Annotated in this window: 20 protein-coding genes and 1 pseudogene; 16 read left to right on the top strand and 5 right to left on the bottom strand. The window is 72.4% G+C overall.

All coding sequences use genetic code 11. The features are described from left to right. Positions 1-28 precede the first annotated feature (28 nt). From IH25_RS41060 to IH25_RS0100240, 4 genes are all read left to right on the top strand, one after another. Complete coding sequence (locus tag IH25_RS41060) at positions 29-169, top strand: hypothetical protein (RefSeq protein ID WP_167346001.1); 141 nt, start codon at positions 29-31, stop codon at positions 167-169. Then, a complete protein-coding gene (locus IH25_RS0100250) occupies positions 166-522 on the top strand; it encodes a hypothetical protein (protein WP_030600794.1) in 357 nt (118 codons plus the stop codon). The genes IH25_RS41060 and IH25_RS0100250 overlap by 4 nt, the downstream gene beginning before the upstream one ends. Positions 523-790: 268 nt before the next feature. After that, positions 791-1,453, top strand: coding sequence for an RNA polymerase sigma factor (locus IH25_RS0100245; protein WP_030600791.1), 663 nt, complete (start codon positions 791-793; stop codon positions 1,451-1,453). Beyond that, positions 1,453-2,613, top strand: coding sequence for a hypothetical protein (locus tag IH25_RS0100240; protein ID WP_051753581.1), 1,161 nt, complete (start codon positions 1,453-1,455; stop codon positions 2,611-2,613). The genes IH25_RS0100245 and IH25_RS0100240 overlap by 1 nt, the downstream gene beginning before the upstream one ends. A 214-nt stretch (positions 2,614-2,827) precedes the next feature. On the opposite strand, the gene IH25_RS0100235 is transcribed toward IH25_RS0100240, so the two are convergent. Then, entirely contained in the window at positions 2,828-3,718 is an 891-nt protein-coding gene (locus IH25_RS0100235) for a L,D-transpeptidase family protein (RefSeq protein ID WP_030600786.1), read from the bottom strand. A 192-nt stretch (positions 3,719-3,910) separates the two neighbouring features. Between IH25_RS0100235 and IH25_RS0100230 the strand changes: the two genes are divergently transcribed. Together IH25_RS0100230 and leuE are read left to right on the top strand one after the other, a co-directional pair. Then, on the top strand, positions 3,911-5,491 hold the full coding sequence (locus IH25_RS0100230; protein WP_030600783.1) for an acyl-CoA mutase large subunit family protein: 1,581 nt from the start codon (positions 3,911-3,913) through the stop codon (positions 5,489-5,491). 116 nt (positions 5,492-5,607) lie between these two features. After that, complete coding sequence (leuE, locus tag IH25_RS0100225; protein ID WP_030600780.1) at positions 5,608-6,258, top strand: leucine efflux protein LeuE; 651 nt, start codon at positions 5,608-5,610, stop codon at positions 6,256-6,258. A 33-nt stretch (positions 6,259-6,291) separates the two neighbouring features. Here the strand turns inward: leuE and IH25_RS0100220 are convergent, their stop codons facing one another. Further along, positions 6,292-7,668 carry an FAD-dependent monooxygenase gene (locus tag IH25_RS0100220; protein ID WP_030600777.1) on the bottom strand — a complete coding sequence of 459 codons (1,377 nt, stop codon included), beginning with the start codon at positions 7,666-7,668 and terminating at the stop codon, positions 6,292-6,294. A 71-nt stretch (positions 7,669-7,739) separates the two neighbouring features. Here IH25_RS0100220 and IH25_RS0100215 point away from each other — a divergent pair, with 71 nt between their 5' ends. From IH25_RS0100215 to IH25_RS0100205, 3 genes are all read left to right on the top strand, one after another. Continuing rightward, positions 7,740-8,390 carry a TetR/AcrR family transcriptional regulator C-terminal domain-containing protein gene (locus tag IH25_RS0100215; RefSeq protein WP_037654048.1) on the top strand — a complete coding sequence of 217 codons (651 nt, stop codon included), beginning with the start codon at positions 7,740-7,742 and terminating at the stop codon, positions 8,388-8,390. A gap of 114 nt (positions 8,391-8,504) precedes the next feature. Continuing rightward, positions 8,505-9,491 carry a glycosyltransferase family 2 protein gene (locus IH25_RS0100210; RefSeq protein ID WP_030600770.1) on the top strand — a complete coding sequence of 329 codons (987 nt, stop codon included), beginning with the start codon at positions 8,505-8,507 and terminating at the stop codon, positions 9,489-9,491. Then, a complete protein-coding gene (locus IH25_RS0100205) occupies positions 9,488-10,837 on the top strand; it encodes a polysialyltransferase family glycosyltransferase (RefSeq protein ID WP_030600767.1) in 1,350 nt (449 codons plus the stop codon). The genes IH25_RS0100210 and IH25_RS0100205 overlap by 4 nt, the downstream gene beginning before the upstream one ends. A 31-nt stretch (positions 10,838-10,868) precedes the next feature. Here IH25_RS0100205 and IH25_RS0100200 read toward each other — a convergent pair. From IH25_RS0100200 to IH25_RS0100190, 3 genes and pseudogenes are all read right to left on the bottom strand, one after another. After that, positions 10,869-11,990 (bottom strand): annotated as a pseudogene (locus IH25_RS0100200) (acyltransferase family protein); the annotation flags it as partial. 186 nt (positions 11,991-12,176) lie between these two features. Further along, on the bottom strand, positions 12,177-13,529 hold the full coding sequence (locus tag IH25_RS0100195) for a polysialyltransferase family glycosyltransferase (RefSeq protein WP_030600760.1): 1,353 nt from the start codon (positions 13,527-13,529) through the stop codon (positions 12,177-12,179). Next, positions 13,529-14,509: a glycosyltransferase family 2 protein gene (locus tag IH25_RS0100190; protein ID WP_030600758.1), complete on the bottom strand. Its 981-nt coding sequence runs from the start codon at positions 14,507-14,509 to the stop codon at positions 13,529-13,531. The genes IH25_RS0100195 and IH25_RS0100190 overlap by 1 nt, the downstream gene beginning before the upstream one ends. Positions 14,510-14,707: 198 nt before the next feature. On the opposite strand from IH25_RS0100190, the gene IH25_RS0100185 reads away from it, so the two are divergent. The 7 genes from IH25_RS0100185 to IH25_RS0100155 all read left to right on the top strand — a co-directional run bounded on the left by IH25_RS0100185 (position 14,708) and on the right by IH25_RS0100155 (position 22,612). Then, positions 14,708-16,018, top strand: coding sequence for a DUF6716 putative glycosyltransferase (locus IH25_RS0100185; protein WP_030600755.1), 1,311 nt, complete (start codon positions 14,708-14,710; stop codon positions 16,016-16,018). Between the two features lie 23 nt (positions 16,019-16,041). Continuing rightward, a complete protein-coding gene (locus tag IH25_RS0100180; protein WP_030600746.1) occupies positions 16,042-17,271 on the top strand; it encodes an N-acylneuraminate cytidylyltransferase in 1,230 nt (409 codons plus the stop codon). Positions 17,272-17,283: 12 nt separating this feature from the next. After that, on the top strand, positions 17,284-18,222 hold the full coding sequence (locus tag IH25_RS0100175) for an N-acetylneuraminate synthase family protein (RefSeq protein WP_030600743.1): 939 nt from the start codon (positions 17,284-17,286) through the stop codon (positions 18,220-18,222). Between the two features lie 35 nt (positions 18,223-18,257). Next, a complete protein-coding gene (locus tag IH25_RS0100170; protein ID WP_030600740.1) occupies positions 18,258-19,634 on the top strand; it encodes a hypothetical protein in 1,377 nt (458 codons plus the stop codon). A 161-nt stretch (positions 19,635-19,795) separates the two neighbouring features. Next, positions 19,796-20,236 carry a hypothetical protein gene (locus IH25_RS0100165; protein WP_030600737.1) on the top strand — a complete coding sequence of 147 codons (441 nt, stop codon included), beginning with the start codon at positions 19,796-19,798 and terminating at the stop codon, positions 20,234-20,236. A gap of 9 nt (positions 20,237-20,245) precedes the next feature. Further along, positions 20,246-22,069: an alpha/beta hydrolase gene (locus tag IH25_RS0100160; RefSeq protein WP_030600735.1), complete on the top strand. Its 1,824-nt coding sequence runs from the start codon at positions 20,246-20,248 to the stop codon at positions 22,067-22,069. A 15-nt stretch (positions 22,070-22,084) separates the two neighbouring features. Next, positions 22,085-22,612, top strand: coding sequence for a hypothetical protein (locus IH25_RS0100155; protein ID WP_030600730.1), 528 nt, complete (start codon positions 22,085-22,087; stop codon positions 22,610-22,612). Positions 22,613-22,681: the final 69 nt, after the last annotated feature.

The raw sequence follows: 22,681 nt of genomic DNA, 5'->3' as shown, positions 1-22,681 counted from the left end.
CACACGGGCCCGCCTCGAAAAGGCCATCATGCGGGCCGGCTCCCTCGTGGACGTGCTGATCGACTCCGCGGGCGGCTTCCTGGTCATCCCGTGCATCGGGATCGAGGCGGCCGAAGAGCTGGCGCTCACCATCGAGGCCGGCGCGCAGGCGAGGGTGGTGCGGGGATGACCTTGCGCTGCACGAGCACCTGCGAGATCAGTGATCACACCTTCCGATGGGCACAGCGACTGCCCTGCGCCGACCACGGTGAAGTCGACTGGGCGTTCCTGGACGACCTCCGGTGTGTGCTTGGCGGAGAAGAGCACGAGTTCCACGCCACGTGGCTGCGCAGCGGCTCCGAGCTGGAGAGGGACGTGTACCTGTGCTGGCTCGACAACCCGGGGATGCAGTGGGTCGTCGACGCCGAGGTCTGCCTGAAGACCAGAACGCGCCTGGGGTCGGCCTGCACGATCTACAAAGGCCATCCCGGAAAGTGCGAGTGGGACTGCGCCGACACCGAAGCGGCCGTACGCCCGGCGTGAGCCCGCGAGGCAACGGCCGGGGCCGCCACCCCCCACAGGAGAGGCCCCGGCCGTCGCGCGTACGGGTCGCGTGCGGCCCGTACTTCCTTCAGCGCCGTGCGTGCGGTTTGTGTCACACCCCGCCACATCACGTCCGCACCGTTCTCACCTTCCGCACATCCGCATCTGGTCACGAGTTAGTTGCATCTTCTATGGACATGGACGAGCGGCCCATTCACGCCGTAACGTGCCTTTCGCGCCGACCGAGGACAGGCGTAAAGGGAGTACGGTGCTGGGGGACGACGCGGAGCTGACCGCCGCGGTGCGCGCGGCACAGGGCGGGGACGAGGCCGCGTTCCGCACGATGTACCGCGCCGTGCATCCCCGGCTGCTCGGATATGTCCGCACCCTCGTCGGTGATCCGGACGCCGAGGACGTCGCCTCCGAGGCCTGGCTCCAGATCGCCCGTGACCTGGACCGCTTCAGCGGCGACGCCGACCGGTTCCGCGGCTGGGCCGCCCGGATAGCCCGCAACCGCGCCCTGGACCACATACGCATGCGCGGCCGGCGCCCGGCCATAGGCGGCGACGAGACCGAGCTGACCGGCCGGCCCGCCGAGTCCGACACGGCCGGCGAGGCCATCGAGGCCCTGGCCACCGACAGCACCCTGTCCCTGATCGCCCGGCTCCCGCAGGACCAGGCCGAGGCCGTCGTCCTGCGCGTGGTCGTGGGCCTGGACGCCAAGACCGCCGCCGAGACGCTCGGCAAACGCGCGGGCGCCGTCCGCACCGCCGCGCACCGCGGTCTGAAACGGCTCGCGGAGCTGATCGGCGCGGATCCGGAATCGGCGGGCGGACTCGACGCCCTCCCGCCACAGCGAGAACCGCGCCGCGGCGCGGTGACGTCCGCAACTGTGACGCATACGCGTACGCGGACGCAGAAGGACATGTGATGGCCGACGAGCAGGACAAGTGGCTGGACCGTGGGACGGCGGAACGTCTGCTGCGCGGTGAGCCGCTGGAAGCCGTCGACCCCTCGGCCCGTGACCAGGCCGAACGCCTCGCCCGGGCGCTCGGCGCGCTGTCCGCCGAGGCCGCCCCGGCCACCGGTGAGCTCCCCGGCGAGCAGGCCGCGCTGGCCGCGTTCCGCAAGGCCCGCGAGGCCGCCGGGGCGGAGCGCACCGCCGCCGCGCACGCCCCCTCAGCCGCCCGCGCACCGGCGTCCGGCGCCGACGCGGGCCCGATCCGCGGCGCCGCGCGGACCCGTACCGGAATCCGGGCCCGGCGCCCCCGCCGGATCCGCCCGGCGCGCCCGGCCCGCCTGGCGCTCGCCGCCGCGCTGACCGCCGGCACGCTCGGCGGGGTCGCCGTGGCCGCCGGCAGCGGAGCGCTCCCGACACCGTTCGGCGACGCCCGGCCCCGCCCCGCCGTCACCGCCGGTACGGCCACCGGACGGCCGCTCGCCTCCCCGTCCCCGCGGGCCGCCCCGGACGGCGGAGCGGAAAGCAGCGCCCCCGCTGCCGAGGGCACACCGGGCGGCCGGACCGGAGGCAGCCGGGATACGAAGCCCGGCGAGACCCACGAGGCCCGCAAGTCCCCCGAGCGGGACACCGCCACCACCCCCGGCACCGGATGGCTCCGCGACGCCGACGCCTGCCGTGCCCTGCGGGACGGCGAGGACCTGGACACCGGCCGTCGGCGCGCCCTGGAGCACCTGGCCGGCGGGGCCGCCCGCGTGAGCCGGTACTGCGAGGTCCTGCTGGCCGCCGACGGCCGTGCCTCCGGTACCGGGCACGAGGAGGACGGGAGCACCGGCAACAACAAGAGGGATAAAAGCAGCAAAGAAGACAAAGAGGTTAAAAAGGGCAAAGAGGGCAAGGGTGGCAAGGGTCGGGGCAAGGGGAGCGGCGCCGGTCCCGTCCGTCCGGAGCCCGGCCATGGCGGCGGACGCCCCGGGGGTGCCGTGCCCGCCCCCTCCGCCGCCGCCCCGCGTCCCGGCGGACCGGATCACTCGCAGCCGCGTCCGGGCCGACCGGACCGCGCGCGGACGGGCGCCGCGCCGAGCCCGGCCCACTCCGCCCCCTCCGGCCACACCGCCCACTCCGCACTCTGACCGCCCCGCCCGCACCCCTCTGACCTGCGGTTTTGCCAGAGCGAGAAAATTCTTCCGCGCCAGGTGTGACGTTTTTGAAGCCCGTGACGCAGTACAGAGTGAGCCGACTGGTCATCGGCCGTCGCACGGAGCCGGGGTTCCCCCCGTACCCCAAGGCTCGTGCACCTGGCGCGGGCGGGACACGTTCCCCCGGTCCCGCCCGCGCCCCGCAGCCTCACCGGGAGACGACGACCTTGTCGCCGACCTTCACCTGGGCGAACAGCCGCGCGATCCCCGCCTCGTCCCGCACGTTGACGCAGCCGTGCGAACCGCCCGCGTACCCGCGCGCCGCGAAGTCGGCGGAGTAGTGCACCGCCTGGCCGCCGCTGAAGAACATCGCGTACGGCATCGGGGAGTGGTAGAGCGTCGACACATGGTGCCGTGACTTCCAGTAGACCTTGAACACACCTTCCCGGGTGGGCGTGTACTGGGTGCCGAACCGGACGGACAGCGTGTCCACCGTGCGCCCGTCGATCATCCAGCGCAGGGTCCGGCTGGTCTTGTCGATGCACAGCACCCGGCCGGTCATGCAGCGCGCGTCGGGCGCGGCGGCCGGCTGACCGCCCATCGGGTACAGCTCCCACCGCGTCGGCCGGTGCGTCATGGCGAGCAGCCGCTGCCAGGTGACGGTGTCCAGCCTGCCGGTCGCCGGCAGGCCGCGCTTGGCCTGGAAGCCGAGGACGGCCCGCACGGTCTGCGGGCCGTACGTGCCCGTCGGCGTGGCGGACAGCCAGCCCACCTGGCGCAGCCGCGCCTGGAGTTCCCGTACGGCCGGGCCGCTGCTGCCGTGCGCCCACAGCACCCGGGGCGGGGGCGCGGGAGGTGCGGCCGGGGTGGGCGTGGTGGCAGGCGGGGGTGGTGTGGTCGGCGTGGTCGGTGTGGTCGGTGTGGTCCCCGCCATGCCGGTGGGCGCGGCGGCGGGGCTGGAGGGTAACTGGATGTGGACCGGCAGGCCGTGCTTGGCGTCGGTGTCCTGGGGCTGCACGGTGCAGCCGGCCAGGGCGGCGAGCGCGGAAACCGCGGCGGCCGACGCGAGCAGGGCGGCGGGTCTCCCCGTAATCCTCATGCCGGGGATGCTTCCCCGCGTGGCCGCCGCCGACTCCGTCCGCCGGGTGCCTGCCGCCGAGTGCCCGGCGCCGCGTGTCCGGCGCCGCGTGTCCGGCGCCGCGTGTCCGGCGCCGCGTGTCCGGCGCCGCGTGTCCGTCGCCGTGTGACGGGGCACGGCCGAAGGGGTACGCGTCGTACCGCGGAGGCGGCCATGGCACGTGAGTCGGAATCGGGTCTGCCCATCGAGCCGGTCTACGGTCCGGCCGACCTGGACGGCTGGGACCCGGGGCGGAAACTGGGCGAACCGGGCGCGTACCCGTTCACCCGGGGCGTGTACCCCACCATGTACACCGGCCGCCCCTGGACCGTGCGCCAGTACGCCGGTTTCGGCACGGCCGCCGAGTCCAACGCCCGCTACCGCCGGCTGATCGCCCACGGCACCACCGGCCTGTCCGTGGCCTTCGACCTGCCCACCCAGATGGGCCACGACTCCGACGCCCCCCTGGCACACGGCGAGGTCGGCAAGGTGGGCGTGGCCGTCGACTCGCTGGAGGACATGCGGGTGCTGTTCGACGGTATCCCGCTGGACCGGGTCTCCACCTCCATGACGATCAACGCCCCGGCGGCCCTGCTGCTGCTCCTGTACGAACTGGTCGCCGAGGAGCAGGGCGTCACCGCGGACCGGATCACCGGCACCATCCAGAACGACGTGCTGAAGGAGTACATCGCGCGCGGCACGTACATCTTCCCGCCCAGGCCGTCCCTGCGGCTGACGGCGGACATCTTCCGCTACTGCACCGCGCGGACCCCGAGGTGGAACACGATCTCGATCTCCGGCTACCACATGGCAGAGGCGGGCGCGTCCCCCGCGCAGGAGATCGCCTTCACCCTCGCCGACGGCATCGCGTACGTCCGTACGGCGCTCGCGGCCGGCCTGGACGTGGACGACTTCGCGCCCCGCCTGTCCTTCTTCTTCGTGGCCCGTACGACGCTGCTGGAGGAGGTCGCCAAGTTCCGCGCGGCCCGCCGGATCTGGGCGCGGGTGATGCGGGAGCAGTTCGGCGCGCGCGACCCCAGGTCGTGGATGCTGCGCTTCCACACCCAGACGGCCGGGGTCCAGCTGACGGCCCAGCAGCCGGAGGTGAACCTGGTCCGGGTCGCCGTGCAGGCCCTGGCGGCCGTCCTCGGCGGCACCCAGTCCCTGCACACCAACTCCTTCGACGAGGCGATCGCGCTGCCCACCGAGAAGAGCGCGCGGCTGGCGCTGCGCACCCAGCAGGTGCTGGCCCACGAGACGGACGTACCGGCGACGGTGGACCCGTTCGCGGGCTCCTACGCGGTCGAGCGGATGACGGACGGCCTGGAGGAGGCCGCGCTGGACCTGATGCGCAGGGTCGAGGAGGCGGGCGGGGCGGTCGCGGCGATCGAACGGGGCTTGCAGAAGGCCGAGATCGAGCGGAACGCGTACCGGATCGCGCGGGAGACCGAGTCCGGTGACCGGGTGGTCGTCGGCGTCAACCGGTTCCGGCTCGACGAGGAGGAGCCGTACGTGCCCCTGCGGGTGGACCCGGCGATCGAGTCCCGGCAGTGCGAGCGCCTGGCCCGGCTGCGGGCGGACCGGGACCGGCGGGCGGTGGCGGCGGCCCTGGACGCGCTGCGGACGGCGGCCGAGGGGGAGGACAACGTGCTCTACCCGATGAGGGAGGCGCTGCGCGCCCGGGCGACGGTGGGGGAGGTGTGCGGGGCGCTGCGGGAGGTCTGGGGGAGCCACGTTCCCTCGGACACGTTCTGATCGGACACGTTCTGATCGGACACGTTCTGATCGGACGCGTTCTGGATGGCGTGCCGCGCGTACCGTTCTTCGGACCGTCCGGGTCCATTGTCGTACCCGCGTGCGACACTCCCCGCATGTTCGGTGTCATCGACCTCCCCACGTACCTCGCGGGCCTGATCCTGATCGTGCTGCTGCCCGGCCCCAACTCCCTCTACGTCCTGTCCGTCGCCGCCCGCCGCGGCGTACGGGCGGGGTACACCGCGGCGGCGGGCGTGTGGTGCGGGGACACCGTGCTGATGACCCTGTCCGCCGCCGGGGTGGCCTCCCTGCTCCAGGCCAACGCCGTGCTGTTCGGCATCGTGAAGTACGCCGGCGCCGGATATCTGACCTGGCTGGCGATAGGCATGCTGCGGGCGGCCCGGCAGCTGTGGCTGGACCGCCGCGAACCGGCCGCCGAGGAGGCGGCGCCCGTGAAGTCCGCCGACGAGCGGCCCTTCCGCCGTGCCTTCGTCGTCAGCCTCTTCAACCCCAAGGCGATCCTGTTCTTCGTCGCCTTCTTCGTCCAGTTCGTGGACCCGGACTACGCCTACCCGGCCCTCTCCTTCGTCGTCCTCGGCACCCTCGCCCAGATCGCGAGCTGCCTCTACCTGAGCGCCCTGATATTCAGCGGCACCCGCCTCGCCGCCGCCTTCCGCCGCCGCAGGCGCCTGTCGGCGACGGCCACCACGGCGGCGGGCGCGCTGTTCCTGGGCTTCGCGGTGAAGCTGTCCCTGGCCGGCGCGTGAGGCCACGGCGCCGTCAGGCCGCCCGGGCCGGGGCTACGGCGCCGTCAGGCCGCCCACGCGTGCGGCGTATTCCGTCAGGCCCGCGGTCGTCTCGCCGGCCCAGCCGACGTACCCGTCGGGCCTGATCAGGAAGACGCCCGGGCCGTAGGACTCCGGGGCCGACGGGAGGGACCGCACGCCCGGCACCGACGCGCCGAGCAGGGTCCAGTGCGGCCCGCGGAACACGTCGAAGAGCCGGGTGCCGTCCACCCGGCCGTCGGGGGCCCGGTCGCCCGCCCGCAGCCCCGCCGGGGCCGTGCGGTCCTCCACGCTGAGCGACGACTCCCGGTAGCCCAGGCCCAGCTGCACCGTCGCCGCTCCGCGCCGCACCTGACCGCGGTGCACCGCCGTGGTCAGGCCGAGCACGCCGGCCGCGGTGGCCCGGCGCTCCTCCTCGTAGGTGTCCAGCAGCGCCTGGGGTGCCCCGCCGCGCAGCACCGCGCCCAGCTTCCAGCCCAGGTTGTAGGCGTCCTGGACGCTGGTGTTCAGGCCCTGGCCGCCCGCCGGCGAGTGCACGTGGGCCGCGTCGCCGGCGAGGAGGACCCGGCCCACCCGGAACCGGTCCGCGAGCCCGGTGCGCGACCGGAAACCGGAGATCCAGCGCAGCCCGGTCACGCTGTCGGCGTCCAGATGGGTGAAGTCGGCCACCAGCGCCCGGACGCCGTCCAGGGTGGGCTCCGGCGCTGTGCCCTCCGCCAGGCGCGCCTGCAACTGGAAGTCGTCCGTCCCGGCCAGCGGGCACAGCGCGAGGCCGATCTCCCCGGCCGCCCGGAACATGTGCCAGTGGTCGCGGTCGAGGCCCTTGACCTGCACGTCCGCCACCAGGAACGAGGCCGCGTCCACCGTCTCCCCGGCCATCCCCACGCCCAGCGCGCGCCGGACCGTCGAGCGCCCGCCGTCGGCCGCGACCACGTACGCCGCGCGCAGCGCCGTACCGTCCGCGCAGTCCACCGTCACGCCGTCCGCGTCCTGCCGCAGGCCGGTCACCTCGCGGCCGAAGGCGACCTTGCCGCCCAGCGCGGTCAGCCGGGCGTGCAGGATCTCCTGCGTCCGCCACTGCGGGATCATCAGCGGCTCGGTGTACGGCGTGCCCTCGTCCGCCGGGACCGGGTCGAACATGGGCTCCGCGCCGAGGGGTTCGCCGTCCTGCCAGAGGAGCCGGGGCGGGTAGGGGCCGCCCGCCGCGCGGGCCTCGGCCAGGACGCCGAGGTCCTCGAAGACCTCCTGGGTGCGGGGCTGGACCGCCTTGCCGCGGGAGCCGGGGAACAGCCCGTCCGCCCGCTCCACGATCAGCGCGTCGACCCCGCGCCGGGCGAGGTCGATGCCGAGGGCCAGACCCGTCGGACCCGCCCCGACTATCAGAACATCCATCGCATATCCCCTTAACGACGTTAAGTGCTGTCGATGGCGAGCCTGCCCTTAACGGCGTTAAGCTGTCAAGCGTGAAGCCGGAGAAACGCGCGCCCCTGGACCGTGGACGAGTCGCCGACACGGCCCTGCGGCTGCTGAACGAGACCGGCCTGGAGGGGCTGACCCTGCGGGCCATCGCCCGGGAGCTGGACGTGAAGGCACCCGCGCTGTACTGGCACTTCAAGGACAAGCGGGCGCTGCTGGACGAGATGGCCACCGAGATGTACCGGCGGACGATCGCCGGGGCCGCGCTCGACCCCGCCGACACCTGGCGGGAGCGGCTGCTGAAGATCAACCGGCACCTGCGCGGCGCGCTGCTCGGCTACCGCGACGGCGCCCGGGTCTTCAGCGGCTCGCGCTTCACCGGCACCGAACACGCCCCCGAACTGGAGGCGAACCTGCGGCTGCTCACGGAGTCCGGCCTCACCCTCGCCCAGGCCGTGCACGCGGGCCGCACCACGCACCTGTACACCCTCGGCTTCGTCACCGAGGAACAGGGGGTACGGCCGTTCCCCGACGACCCTGGCGAGGGGTACGACCTGGAAGAGCGCGCCCGGCGGCTGGCCGGGTACCCCCTGGCCGCCGCGGCCGGGAAGCTGCTCTTCGACGACTGGGACCAGCAGTTCGAGGAGGGGCTGGAACTGCTCCTCGCGGGGATCGCGGCGCGGTACGGGATCGGCTGAACGAGGACAGCCGCCACCTCGCGTTCACCCCGCGTTCCGGCGGATGTCGCCCCCTGGCGGCGAGCGCTTTCTACGGTCGCAGCGACCCGCCCCTGAGAGAGCCCAGGTGTCCGTGTGACCAACCGTTCCCCGCGACTGTCGGTGATCATCCCCTGCTTCAATGTCGAGGGCTACATCCCGGAGACCGTCGCCAGCTGCGTCAACAACGCCCGCGACGACTTCGAGTTCCTGTTCATCGAGGACCGCTCGACCAAGGACCACACGTACGAGGCGTTGCTGGAACTGACGAAGCGGCTGCCCCACAGCAGGGTGATCCAGCACGAGCGCAACGGCGGGCTGGCCACCGCGCGCAACACCGGCATCGACGCGGCGGAAGGCCGCTACCTCACCTTCCTCGACGGCGACGACTGGCTCGCCCCGGGCTACCTGGCCGACCTGGTGGACCGGATCGAACGGCTGGACGTCGACTTCGTGCGCACCGACCACGTCCAGGTGACCGGCGTCCAGCGCATGGTCCACCGGGCCCCGGAAGGCCGTAGGCACACCCCGCTCGACCCCCGCACCTCGATCCTCCCGGTGGACGACACGACGATGGTCGACTACCCCTACGCCTGGGCCGGCGTCTACCACCGCCGCCTCCTCGACCGCGGGATGCTGCGCTTCCACGACGGGCTGCGCACCGCCGAGGACCGGCCCTGGATCTGGGAACTGCACCGCAGGGCCGAGTCCTACGCCGTCGCCAGCCTGCGCGGCGTCTTCTACCGCAGGGGCGTGGCGAGCTCGCTGACCCAGATCGGCGACGTGCGCCAGCTGGACTTCTTCCGCTCCTTCGACCTGGTCCTCGCCGAACTCGCCGACGACCCGGAGGCGGACCGGCTGCGCAAGAAGGCGCTGCGCAACTACTGCGTCGTCATCGCCCACCAGCTCCTCCAGCGCGACCGGTTCGAGCGCGCCGTCGCCGCCGAGCTGCGGCGGCGGGCCGCCGAGGTGCTGGACCGGATGACGGAGGAGCAGCTGAACGAGGCCCTCCTCGGCATGGGCGAGGAGCGGGTACAGGTCCTCAGGCGCATACGCGGCGGAATGAAGGGAGTCGCGGCATGAGCGGCACCACCCAGATCTTCTTCTCGGCCACCCAGTACGCGGCCGCCACCGTCACCGCCGCCCTGCGCGCCGGACTCTTCGGCCCCCGCTCCGAGCACCGCCGGATCCTCGTGGTCAGCAACACCGCGGCCGTGCCCGAGGTCGGCACCCCGCTGGACCGGATGGCCGGATTCGAGCAGATACGCCCGGAGTTCGACGAGGTCCGCTCCTGGAACGAGTTCATAGCCCCGCACCACCCGGCGGGCTGGTCACCGCGCGGCCAGGACCTGGTGATGTGGGAGAAGGCCGTACGCCTCGCCTGGAACCTCGGTGACGAGCCGGTCGAGATCGCCTGCGAGTCCATCCAGGCCAACCCCTCCCGCGCGGTCGCCGACATCTTCGCCGACAGCCCGATCCACGTGTACGCCGACGGCCTGATGAGCTACGGCCCCACCCGCAACCGCATCCCGCACGGCATGAGCAGCCGCATCGCGCGCGTGCTGCACCTCGACCTGATACCCGGGCTGCGCCCGATGCTCCTGGCCGAGTACGGGGTCCGGCCCGAACCCGTGCCGAACGAGGCCATCGTGGACGTGCTCGCCCGGATCGGGGAGGAGGGCGCCGGAATCCTCGCCGACCGCCTCCCCGCCGAGCACCGCCCCACCGCCGTGCTGCTCGGCCAGTACCTCTCGGCCATCGACCTGATCACCCAGGACGAGGAGGAGGAACTCCACGTCCGCATGGTGCGCGCCGCCGCCCGCGCCGGGCACCGCTCCGTGCTCTTCAAGCCCCACCCCAGCGCACCCGCCGTCTACAACACCTCGCTGGAGGCGGCGGCGGAGGAACTCGGGATCCGGCTGACCGTCCTGAGCGAACCCGTCCTCGCCGAGACCGTCTTCGCCCACCTGAAGCCGGAACTGGTCATCGGCTGCTTCTCCACCGCGCTGATGACGGCCGCCGCCTTCTACGGCATCCCGGTCGCCCGGGTCGGCACCGAACTGCTCCTGGAACGCATCACGCCGTACGAGAACAGCAACCGCATCCCGCTCACCCTCATCGACGCCGCCCTGCCCGACGCCGAACGCGACACGGTCGGGACCCCGCTGCCGCTGGACACGCTGGGCGGGGAACTGGGCCCGCTGGTGCGCACCGTCGGCTACTGCATGCAGTCCCGCAAGCACCCCGGGCTGCGCGAGGAGGCGGCCGCCTGGCTCGCCGCCCACCTCGCGGACCACCAGCGGTACTTCAAGAAGCGCCGCCTGACCAGCCTGCGCCTGCCCGGCGGCAGCCCCGTACGGGCCGAGGCACTGCGCCGCCACCCCGCCGTGCGCAAGGCCGTGAAGCAGATCCGCGCCCGCCGGCGGTAGGCCTGGAGGGAACGTCCGCGAGGGCCCCGGCCGACGGTGCGGGGAGCGCCCGCTTCAGCCACGGGCCCAGCGGGCGTTCCACGAACCGGTGCAGCAGCCAGGCCAGTCCCAGCAGCCCGGCCACCGTCACACCGAGCGTCGGCCACGGCCCGAGCCCCACGTCCCGGCGCACCACCCGGATGACGAACCAGCCCAGGTGCTCGTGGATCAAGTAGAAGGGGTACGTCAGCGCCCCCGCCACCGTCAGCCAGCGCCGGTCCGCCCACCGCGGCCGGCCCAGCGCCACCACCGCCACGGCCGCGAAGGCGAGCGTGACGACCGCCTGGACGACGTACGGGTCCCGGTGGAAGTCGCCGCCTTGGGCGCCGGGGTGCCACAGGCCCGTCACGCAGGAGTGCTGGCCGAGCAGCCAGGAGACCGCGACGATCCCCCACAGCAGCGGGTCGCCGCCGTGGCGGTGGACCAGGTACAGCGCGAGACCGCCGATGAAGAAGGGGGCGTGCTCGGGCATCACCAGTTCGTCCAGGAGGGGCTCACGGGCGACCCGGGCCAGCACGCCGGCCAGCGTCCACAGGCCGCAGAACAGCACCACCCGGCGGTAGGTGACCCCGCGCCGGACCACGCACAGGGCGAACAGCACGTAGAAGCGCGCCTCGGCCCACAGCGTCCAGCACACGCCCAGCACCCGGGGCACGCCCAGCGGCTGTTGCAGCATCGTCAGGTTGACCAGGAACTCGTCCGGGCGCGCCGGCCGCACGACATCCGGCAGCAGCAGACAGGCCCCGGTGACCAGCAGCAGCGCGGCCCAGTACGCCGGGTACAGCCGGGCGACCCGGGAGCGGAAGAACTGGCCGGGCGTCCGTCCCCAGCTGCTCATGCAGATCACGAAGCCGCTGATGACGAAGAAGAACTGCACGCCCAGACAGCCGTAGACGGCGGCCCGGGAGAGCGTGGGGAAGAGCCGGCCGGGGGACTCCTGCCACGCGCCGGCCACCGGACCGCCCCGCCCGGCGAAGTGGTAGAGGCAGACCATCAGCGCGGCCAGCAGCCGCAGACCGTCCAGCGCCCGCAGCCGGGAGGCGGGCCGCTGCGATGGGGCGGCGGGAGCGGAATCCTTCGGGCCGGCGGACAGGGCGAGGTCGGACGCGTGCATCGCGGGACCCTCCGCGTGGGGGACGGGCGGGACCTCGTACCGCGCGGGTACGGGGGCGCCGGACGTCTACCCGGGTACGCGTGGTCCCTCCCGCCTGCCGCACACCTGTCCCCGGGATGACGTAACGCACGGGACGGTGACGCGGGGACGGAAGCCTCCCGCCCTCAGTGGGGGCGGGGGTTCGGCTCAGCGTCTGGGGCGCGGGGTGAGCGCGCGGGCCCGGCGGGCGAGCCTGCGCACGGTCGCGTTGCGCGGGATGAACGCCAGCTGCGCGGGCACCGCACCCGGCAGGGCCAGCGCGGTCAGCCGGCGGCGCTTGAAGTAGCGCCAGGTGTCCGCGTCCAGGTGCCGGGCGAGGTAGCTCTCGGCGGCACCCCGCAGCCCCGGGTAGATCTTGGGCTGCATGGCGAAGCCCACCGCCCCGAGCAGCGCGGCCAGTTCCTCCACCCGCTCCCGCGAGGGCGGGCGCCAGCCGGTCACGGCACCGGCGTCGCCGAGGTCGGGCAGCAGCGCGTCGGCGAGGGTGACCGGGACCCGGTTGCTGTTCTGGTAGGGCGTGAGCCGGGCCAGGACGGTGTCCGTGCCGACCCGGGCGACGGGCAGGCCGTAGAACGTGGCCGCCGTGAACAGCGCGGTGGAGAAGCAGCCGGCGACCAGCGCCGGACGCAGCCGCTGGAAGGCCACCTCCGCCAGCACCGGCACGTCCAGCAGGGTCAGTTCGGCGCCGAGCCGGTCCGCCTCCTGCTGGAGCATCCGGGACCAGCGGGCGGGCGCCACCGGGTGCGGCTTGAAGACCAGCCTGCGGTGGCCGAGCGCGACCGCGCCGCGCACCATCCTCAGGTGCAGCTCCTCCTCCTCGGCGGCGGTCAGGATGTCCAGCGCCGAGAGGTACTGGCCTAGGAGCAGGGCGGGCCGTGGTTCGCCGGTACCGGGCAACTCCGTGTCGTCCTCGGCGAGTTGCCCCAGCACCTTCAGGAAGGCCTCGGTGGGCACCAGCTCCGGGCGCACCCCGAACTCGGTGAGCAGCAGCGGGGTCAGCCCGGGGACCAGGTCCAGATGGAGCAGGCGCTCGATGCGCGTACCGACCAACGGGTCGATCTTGTCGCGCGTGGGGCCATAGCTTATGAGGCCGTCGGCGTAGACGTCGACGGGGGCACCGGTGAACAGCTGGCACAGCGCGAGAGCCGGGTTGACCTGCACCGACTCCACGGTGAGCCGGACCTGGTCGTCGCCCAGCTCCCACAGCAGCCGTACGTACCGCTCCCACATGGGGATGTCATTGGCGCGCGGCCCCCAGCCGCTGGGGTGCAGCGGCGCGATGGTCTCGTTCCAGGAGAGCACCCCGTCGAAGCGCTCGGCGATGCGGGTGAAGCCCGGCATCCGGTCCACGGACGGCGTGGTCTCGGGATTGGCCGCGTTGTTGGTGACCAGCAGCAGCCGGCGGTCGGCCGGCCCGAACAGTCCGGCGTCGAGGGCGGCGGCCAGGGTCGCCGCGCCGTACAGCGTGGAGGCGCAGAAGATGTGGGTGGTCCGGGGCATCAGACGGTCACCGTCCGGGCGGCCGTGGGCCGGCGCCGCAGCCGCCGCAGCCGGCCCGCGCGCTGCGCGTCCATCGAGTCCATGACCTGCGCCAGCACGTCCTGCGGAAGTCTCTTCAGCGCGGCTGCGCTCAGCGAACGCAATTGTCGGGCCACGGCGGGTTCGAACCTCTCGATCGATCCGAGGTGATGGGCCATGATGGCGCAATAGGTGCGCACGGCCTTCGGCAGCAGCTTATCGGCCTCGGGGTCACGCGCCGTTTCCTCGATCACCTGGTCGAACGCGCGAATGAAATCCAATTGCCGGACGTCACCGATCTGGGTGAGCGACGAGGCGACACCGCGCCGGTAGTACACGCCGAGCAGGCCGAGCGCGGCGAAGGATTCCGCCTCGCGGTGCAGTTTCCAGATCCACGGCCGGTCCTCGGCCGTGCGCAGCCCGTGGGTGAAGTGCAGCAGGCCCCGGTCGACCAGCCGGCGGTGGTAGACGCCCGCCCAGGCGTACGCGTAGTCGACGGAGGTGGAGCGGTCGGCGGGCAGGATCGCCTCCCGCGGGTTCAGCACCACACCGCGGCGGCCCTGCGGCACCCGGTGGATGGCCCGGGACCGGCCGGTGCACTGGACGTGGTCGGTGCGGATGAAGTCGCACCCCAACTCGTCCATTGCAGCGACCAGTTGGGGGTAGTAGCCGGGGGCGAGCCAGTCGTCGCCGTCGAGGAACGTCAGGTACTCCCCGCGGGCCCGGTCGATGCCGGTGTTGCGGGCGGTGGCCAGCCCTCCGTTCTGCTCGTGTCTGACCAGGACCGCGCCGGGCAGTTCGCGCTCCGCGCGCGCGAGGATCTCCGGCGTCTCGTCGCGCGAACAGTCGTCGACGAGAATGAATTCGAAATCCTCACGTGCGTTCGCACGCAGGCTCTTCAGCGTGTCTGGCGCGTAGTGCTGGACGTTGTAGAAGGGCACGATGACCGAGAGCTTCACCACGCGAACGACGGTAGAGGCACGCCCGGCCCGCATTCTGGACGACTGCTTGATTTCCGGTGAACTGCGCGTGGCAATGCGGTGAACCACCCTGTTTTTTCACCCGGTCGCGCGCCGGTTCGCCTTTCGGCGATGTGCTGTTAACCGTTTGTTGTATTCCGGTTGGGCGGTTCCTCTCCCACGCTTCCTAGCGTCTTGGACGTGCCAGCAAGTGCTACGAAGTCCCTGCGGGTCGCCGTCCTGGCGGACTCCGACACCCGGTGGAAGTGGGGCGCGCTCACCGCGCGCCGGCTCACTCCCGCCGCTGCCGAGGTCCGGCTCGACGGCTACCTGCTGCGCGGACGCGCCACGCCGACCGCCCGCCAGTTGGAGGAAGTCGGCGTCCGCGCGGACTCCCTGCGCGAGGTCACCGGCGTCGAGTTCCTGCGCGAGATGGGCGAGGCGCCGCCCGACGTCCTCGTCCTCGCCCTGGTCGGCGGCGGCGTCCAGGCGATGCTGCACGGGCTGCGCGCCGCCTGGGGCTCCGGGAAGCGGCCCGTGGTCGTCACCGGCTACGTCGGCGTCGTCTACGAGAAGCTCACCGACGGACTGCTGCTGCGGCACGGCGCGGACCTCGTCCTCGCCAACTCCCGCCACGACGCCGACCGGTTCCGGGCCGTGTACGAGGGCGTGGGCGCCGACGCCTCCGCCGTCACCGAGGTCGCGCTGCCCTTCCTCGGCGGGGCCCCGTACACCGGGGAACACGACCCGTACACCGTGGTGTTCGCCGCCCAGCCGTCCGTGCCCGACAGCCGCCGCGACCGCACCTACCTGCTCGACCGCCTCATCGGCCACGCCCGCCGCCACCCCGAGCGCGAGGTGCTGCTCAAGCTGCGCTCCAAGCCCGGCGAACACACCACCCACATCGAGGAACTGCCGTACCAGAAGCTGGCCCAGGGCAAGGACCTGCCCGCCAACCTCCGGCTGGTCTACGGCCACATGGGCGAGGTGCTCGACCGTACCGACCTGCTGGTCACGGTCAGCTCCACCGCCGCCCTGGAGGCCCTGCACCGCCGTATCCCCACGGCCGTCCTCACCGACCTCGGGGTGCGCGAGGTGCTCGGCAACCACCACTTCACCGGCTCCGGCTGCCTCGCCTCCTGGGACCAACTGGACGCCGGACACCGGCCGGTGCCGGACGAGGAGTGGGTGGCCCGGCAGGGCGTCGCCGCCGACGGGTCGTACGCCACCGCCTTCGACGCGGCCCGCGAACGCATCGCCAAGCTGCTCGACCGGCCCGGCGCACTGCCGCCCCTCGCCCCCTACTACACCACCGAGACCGCGCCCGGCTATCTGCCCGGCATCCTCGCCCGCCACCACCTCGGCCCCGACGGCGTCCCGCTGCCCGGCGCGCCCGCCGCCGACAAGTCGCCCGGCCCCGTCCGGCAGATCGTGCGCCGCGCCGCCCGCGGCGCCTACCGGCACGGCGTCCAGCGGGTCGCCCCCGTGATCCGGCGGATGGGCGAGCTGTGACCTCATCGCAAGGAGTAGAGCCCATGTCCCACTCGGAAGCGGACCCGGGCGCCTCGGTCCGCCGGGTGCTCGCCGTCATCCCCGCGCGCGGCGGCTCCAAGGGCGTGCCCGCGAAGAACCTCGCCCCCGTCGGCGGGGTCCCGCTGGTGGCCCGCGCGGTGCGCGAGTGCCGGGCCGCCCGGCTGGTGACCGACGTCGTCGTGTCCACCGACGACCAGGCCATCGCCGCCGCCGCGCGGGAGGCCGGCGCCGAGGTCGTCCTGCGGCCCGCCGCGATCGCCGGGGACACCGCCACCTCCGAGGCCGCGGTCCGGCACGCCATGGACACCCACGAGGCCCTGCACGGCGCGGCCGTCGACGCGGTCCTGCTCGTGCAGTGCACCAGCCCCTTCCTGCTGCGGGAGGACATCGACGGGGTGGCCGCCGCGGTCGTCGAGCACGGCGCCGACACCGCCGTCACCGTCGCCCCCTTCCACGGCTTCGTCTGGCGCGACGGCGACACCGAGGCCGAGGGCGGCACGGGCGTCAACCACGACAAGTCCTACCGCCCGCGCCGCCAGGACCGGCCCCAGGACTTCCTGGAGACCGGCGCCGCCTACGCCATGGACGCGGCCGGCTTCCGCACGCACGGCCACCGCTTCTTCGGCCGCACCGAACTGGTCCGCACCGACCCCGCCCGGGTCCTGGAGATCGACGACCCGCACGACCTCGCCCGGGCCCGCGCCCTCGCGCCGCTCTTCGACGCGGACCGCCCCGGCGCGCTGCCGACCGCCGCCGACGTGGACGCGGTCGTCCTCGACTTCGACGGCACCCAGACCGACGACCGGGTGCTGATCGACTCCGAGGGACGGGAGTTCGTCGCCGTGCACCGCGGCGACGGCCTCGGCGTCGCGGCCCTCCGCCGAAGCGGCCTGAAGCTGCTGATCCTGTCCACGGAACAGAACCCGGTCGTCGCCGCCCGCGCACGCAAGCTGAAGATCCCCGTGCTGCACGGCGTCGACCGCAAAGACCTCGCGCTGAAGCAGTGGTGCGAGGAGCAGGGCATCGCGCCGGAGCGCGTGCTCTACGTCGGCAACGACGTCAACGACCTGCCCTGCTTCGCCCTCGTGGGCTGGCCCGTGGCGGTCGCGAGCGCTCATGACGTCGTACGCGGCGCCGCACGCGCGGTCACCACCGTCCCCGGCGGTGACGGCGCGATCCGGGAGATCGCCAGCTGGATCCTCGGCCCCTCTCTCGATTCCCTCCCCAAGTAAGGACACCCCCTGATGAGCACCCAGTCCCGTCTGCGCACCTTCGGTACGCGCGAGGTCGGCCCCGGCAAGCCCGTCTACATCTGCGGCGAGATCGGCATCAACCACAACGGTGAGCTGGAGAACGCCTTCAAGCTGATCGACGTGGCCGCCGAGGCCGGCTGTGACGCCGTGAAGTTCCAGAAGCGCACCCCCGAGATCTGCACCCCCCGCGACCAGTGGGACATCGAGCGCGACACCCCCTGGGGCCGGATGACCTACATCGACTACCGCCACCGGGTGGAGTTCGGCGAGGACGAGTACCGGCAGATCGACGCCTACTGCAAGGAGAAGGGGATCGACTGGTTCGCCTCCCCGTGGGACACCGAGGCCGTCGCCTTCCTGGAGAAGTTCGACCTGCCCGCCCACAAGGTGGCGTCCGCCTCCCTGACCGACGACGAGCTGCTGCGCGCCCTGCGCGCCACCGGCCGCACGGTCATCCTCTCCACCGGCATGTCCACCCCGAAGCAGATCCGCCACGCGGTGGAGGTCCTGGGCAGCGACAACATCCTGCTCTGCCACGCCACCTCCACCTACCCGGCCAAGGCCGAGGAGCTGAACCTCCGCGTGATCAACACGCTGGAGAAGGAGTACCCGAACGTCCCGATCGGCTACTCCGGCCACGAGACCGGCCTGCAGACCACCCTCGCCGCGGTCGCGCTCGGGGCGACCTTCGTCGAGCGCCACATCACCCTGGACCGCGCCATGTGGGGCTCCGACCAGGCCGCCTCCGTGGAGCCGCAGGGCCTGCAGCGCCTGGTCCGCGACATCCGCACCATCGAGGCCTCCCTCGGCGACGGCGTCAAGAAGGTCTACGACTCCGAAATGGGCCCGATGAAGAAGCTGCGCCGGGTCTCCGGTGTCGTCGCGGACGCCGAGATCGCCGCGGCGGCCGGCGAGCCGGTCACGGTGTGAATCCAGGTCACTGACGACGGGACGGTCGTACGCCGATGAGCCCCCGCGCCGGTCAGTCCGGCCCCCCCGCCCGCACGCTCGCCTTCGTGGAGAGCCCGGTGCAGCTGCTGAACGTCCTGGAATGGGCCCACCTGCACGCGGGCCGGATAGCGGCCGGTGCGCAGGAAGCGCCGGGAGCACCGGACGCGGAAGGCGCGCAGGGAGCGCAGGGAGCGGGAACCGGCGGTGCGGATCCGGCCGCGGCCGCTCGCCCGGGCGGCAGCGATCCGGCTACCGCCTTGCTGCCGGGGCAGGCCGCCGTCCCCGTACCGGCCCTGCCCGAGCCGGCCCTGCCCGAGCCGGCCCCGCCCGCGCCCGCCGCGCTCGGCGCCGTGCCCCCGCAGTCCCGGCGGGCCGCGGTCCGGCGGGCGCTGGGCAGGCGGGCGCCGGGGGACCGGGCGCCGGCGGCCGGAGCGGACCTCACCGTCGTCGTGCTGGCCCCGACCGACCCCATGACCCGGGGCCAGCTGCGCCGCATGGCCGACCTGGCCCGGGAGGACGGGCACCGGGTGCGCTGGGAGGAGGCACGCGGCGGCGCCTCCGCGCCCTTCCAGACCATCGGCGGACTGGCGGGCGTGCTGCGCCGGGCCGACCGCATCGTCATGGGAGACCCGTTCTCCCGCTACGTACAACTGCTGCTGACGATCACCCGGGCCAAGGACCTGGTCGTGGTCGACGACGGCACCGCGACCATGGAGTTCGTCGCCCAGCTGGCCCGCGGCGAACGCCTGGTCCGCTGGCACCGCAAGGGCGGCCGGCCCGGCGCCCGCGACCTGCTCTTCGCGCCGGTCTCCTCCTCCGCCCGGCGCCGCCTCACCCCGAACGCCCGGCGGCGCGTCGAGGTGTTCTCCTCCATGCCGGTGTCCGAGATCCCGGACGGCGTCACCGTCACCGCCAACGGCTTCGCCTGGACCCGCGCCCGCTTCGGCCCGCCCACCGTCACCGCCGGCGCCGACATGGTCGGCACCTCGCTGGTGGAGACCGGGGTGGTGGACGGCGAGCGCTATCTGGAGGCCGTCCGCGCCCTGGCCAAGGCGCACGGCGCCACCCGTTACTTCGCCCACCGCCGCGAGCACCCCGACAAGCTGCGCCGGCTGGCCGCCGAGACGGGACTGGAGATAGTCCGCCCGGAACTCCCGCTGGAGCTGATCGCCCGGCGCGGACCCGTCGGCCGGACGATCCTCAGCTTCCCCTCCACGGTCGTCCACACCCTCCCGCTGGCCCTGGCCGGCACGGGGGTGCGCGTGGCGGTGTGCGACATCGACCCGGCCTGGCTCACGGACACCGCCTCCCCACGCGCCCAGGGCTTCCTGTCCGGAGTCACCGGAACGGCCCGCGACGTCCACCGGCTGGCGGCGGTGAGCCTGGCCTAGCCGGAGGTATGAGTACGGATACTCAGGCGCCCTGTCGTCACATCTCGGTAGCCTCCTTCACAACATCTCGGCAGCCCTCTTCACGTTGTGCACACGACCCGCATGAGACGGCGGAGGGCCGCCGAAATCGGGGAGACGGGCAAACGGGGAGAACATCACGCATGGCGTGGGACGAGTGGGAGCGACTGAAGGCGGATGCCGCGGCCCGCGGCTCCACGGGGATGCAGCTGAACCACGCCGACCCCATGGGGGTGGGTTACGAGCGCCTGAAGTCCGACAAGAAGGCCTGGGCGACGGCTGGTGCGGACGTCTCGGGCCTGCAGGACGACATCGGCAAGGCGCTGGGGAAGCTGGACGACGGGCAGGCGGGGCTGGGCGACACCGCCGGATGCCAGTCGGCAGCGGCCCAGCAGGAGCTGTACGACTCCTGGAAGCAGTACGTCGGCAAGGTGAACGGCCGGTGCGCCGCGCTGGGGGGACTCCTTGAGCGGACGGGCCTCGACCTCGCTGTGTCCGACACGGAGGTGAAGTCGGAGCTGGACAAGATCAGCGCCGGGTACAAGGACACCGAGGCGGTCGGCGGCCAGGCGAAGGGCCGGTGACCGGAGGTTATGGATCTTGCGACCTTAAAGGCTTTCCAGCCGTCCGAGTACGAGGAGGCGGCGGACGGGTACCGGGCCGTGAGTGGGATGGCCGGCTCGGCCAAGGACACGATCGACAACAAGGTCTCTGCGGGCATCCGCAACAAGCTCGAGGGCGCGGCGGCGAACGCCGCTCTGGCGGAGCTGGCGGAACTGTCGAAGAACTTCCACTACACCCAGACCGAGTGTGGGCTGGTCAGCACCGCGCTGAACGGTTTCGCCTCCGACATGGCGGCGGCCAAGAGGAAGCTGGAGGCGGCCGTGCAGGACGCCGAGGCGGCCGGGTGCACGGTCGGCGCCGACGGTTCGGTGTCGTTCCCGGCCGGCGGCAAGGAGGTCGACGGCAAGGTCCCCGAGGGCGGCACCGTGTCCGCCTCCACCAGCTCGACCGACGCGACGGCCAACGCGATCGAGCAGCAGGCCATCCACCAGCACCCGAACCCGAACTTCGGCAAGGCCATCGGATTCGCGAACCGGATCGGCGACGCGCTGAAGGAGGCCGCCGAGGCGGACGCCAAGTGGGCCCCGAAGCTGCGCGCGCTGAAGGCGGACGACGACCTGAAGGTCTCGGACCGGGACTGGGCGGACGTAAAGTCCGACCAGGACGGCGTGAGCGACGCCGGCAAGAAGTACCTCGACTCGTTGCCGCAGCCGCCCAAGGACGGCAGCCCGAAGGACAACGCGGCCTGGTGGAAGGATCTGAGCGAGGAGCAGCGCGCGGCCTGGGTCTCGCTGCGTCCCGACAGCGTCGGCAAGCTCGACGGCATCCCGTCCGCCGTCCGCGACGAGGCCAACCGCATCGTCCTGGACGAGACCCGGGCTCGCTACCAACTGGAACTCAACTCCATACCGAAGCCGCCCGCGAACGAGTGGACCTACATCCACGGCGGGGGCGGCTGGGCGTCGAAGGTGCACACCGACGAGTGGATGGAATGGCACAAGAAGTACGGCGAGCGCTACGAGCACCTCACCAATTCGCTCCACGGCATCAACAAGATCCAGGAGCGCTTCGACAGAACCGGTGAGCGGGGGCTTCCCGAGGCCTACCTGCTGGGATTCAGCGCCGATGAAGACGGCCGCGCGATCGTCGCCAACGGCAACCCCGACACCGCGGACCACCAGGCAGTCTATGTACCCGGTACGACGTCCGACCTGAACAGCATCGAGGGCAACATCAACCGGATGGTCAACCTGTGGGAGGTGGCCCACGCCAAGTCCGGCGGACAGTCTGTCTCCACGATCACCTGGCTGGGCTACGACGCGCCGGACGAGGTCGTCAAGGACGCGCGGCACGACAGCTACGCCTACAACGGTGCGCCGGCGTTCAACAAGTTCCTGGACGGACTCGAGGCGTCACACACGGGTGATGCACCACCGCACCGAACTGTGATCGGCCATTCCTACGGATCGACTCTGATCGGTGCCGCGGCCCAGAAGGGGACCCTCAACGCCGACGACGTCGTCTTCGCGGGCAGCCCCGGTGTCCTGGTGTCCGGCGCCGACGAGCTGGACGTCCACAAGGGGCACGTGTGGAACGAGGAGGGCGGTTCGGATCCGGTTCCGGAACTGGGCCGCTCCTTCCTCGGGGGAGACGGCACCATCATCCCGAGCGACCCGGGCTTCGGTGCCAATCAGATGGAGACGAACACCCATGGGCACGGCGGGTACTGGAACCCTGACTCCGACAGCCTCTTGAACCAGGGGCTGGTCGTTGTCGGAAAGGGCGACGACGTGCAGCTGAAGCCCTCGTACGGGCCGTTCGGGCCACCCGGTTCCTGGGATCATGTGAAGTAGGAGAGACTCCCCGACGTGAAGATCAAGCTGGGCGTCCTCGCGGTCGCCATGCCCCTCGCGCTCATCACCCTCACCGGATGCGACATGACCGACAACGGTTCCGACACCCCCTCCGCCGGCACGAGCACGTCGAGTGACGCCGCGGACAAGGTGGAAGCTGTTTCCAGCGGTATCTACGACCTGATCGGTGTCAAGGGCAAGACGTCCGACAGTCGCGCGACGGTGACGGAGTGTTCCGGCAAGGATCCGGAAAAGTACTTCCGGGTTCTCCATCCATGGAGCTTCACCCCGGCGTCCCCCGGCGACCTTGAGACAGCCATGCAACGGCTCAGGGAGGCGCTGCCGAAGCACGGCTGGAAGATCGTCGCGTACGGGCCGGACACCAGCAGAAACAAGAACCTGAGGCTCACGGCTGACAACGACGCGAAGAAGGCCAGCGTGCGTATCACCCAGATGGCGAAGGACAACCCGCCGATGCTGAGCGTCGATGTCGTCTCCGGCTGCTACCAGGTCCCGGAGGGGCAGCAGGTCGAGCACTTCTAGCCGACCGGTCCCAGCCGGATGCCCCGGGTCCGGTTCCTGGATACGGCGCGCGTGATCCCGTCGAGGCGT

Origin of the sequence: Streptomyces achromogenes subsp. achromogenes (assembly GCF_000720835.1) — a bacterium.
Taxonomy (GTDB): Bacteria; Actinomycetota; Actinomycetes; order Streptomycetales; family Streptomycetaceae; genus Streptomyces; species Streptomyces achromogenes.
Note: the sequence above shows the minus strand (reverse complement) of the source record. Positions and strands in the feature narration are given on the sequence as shown.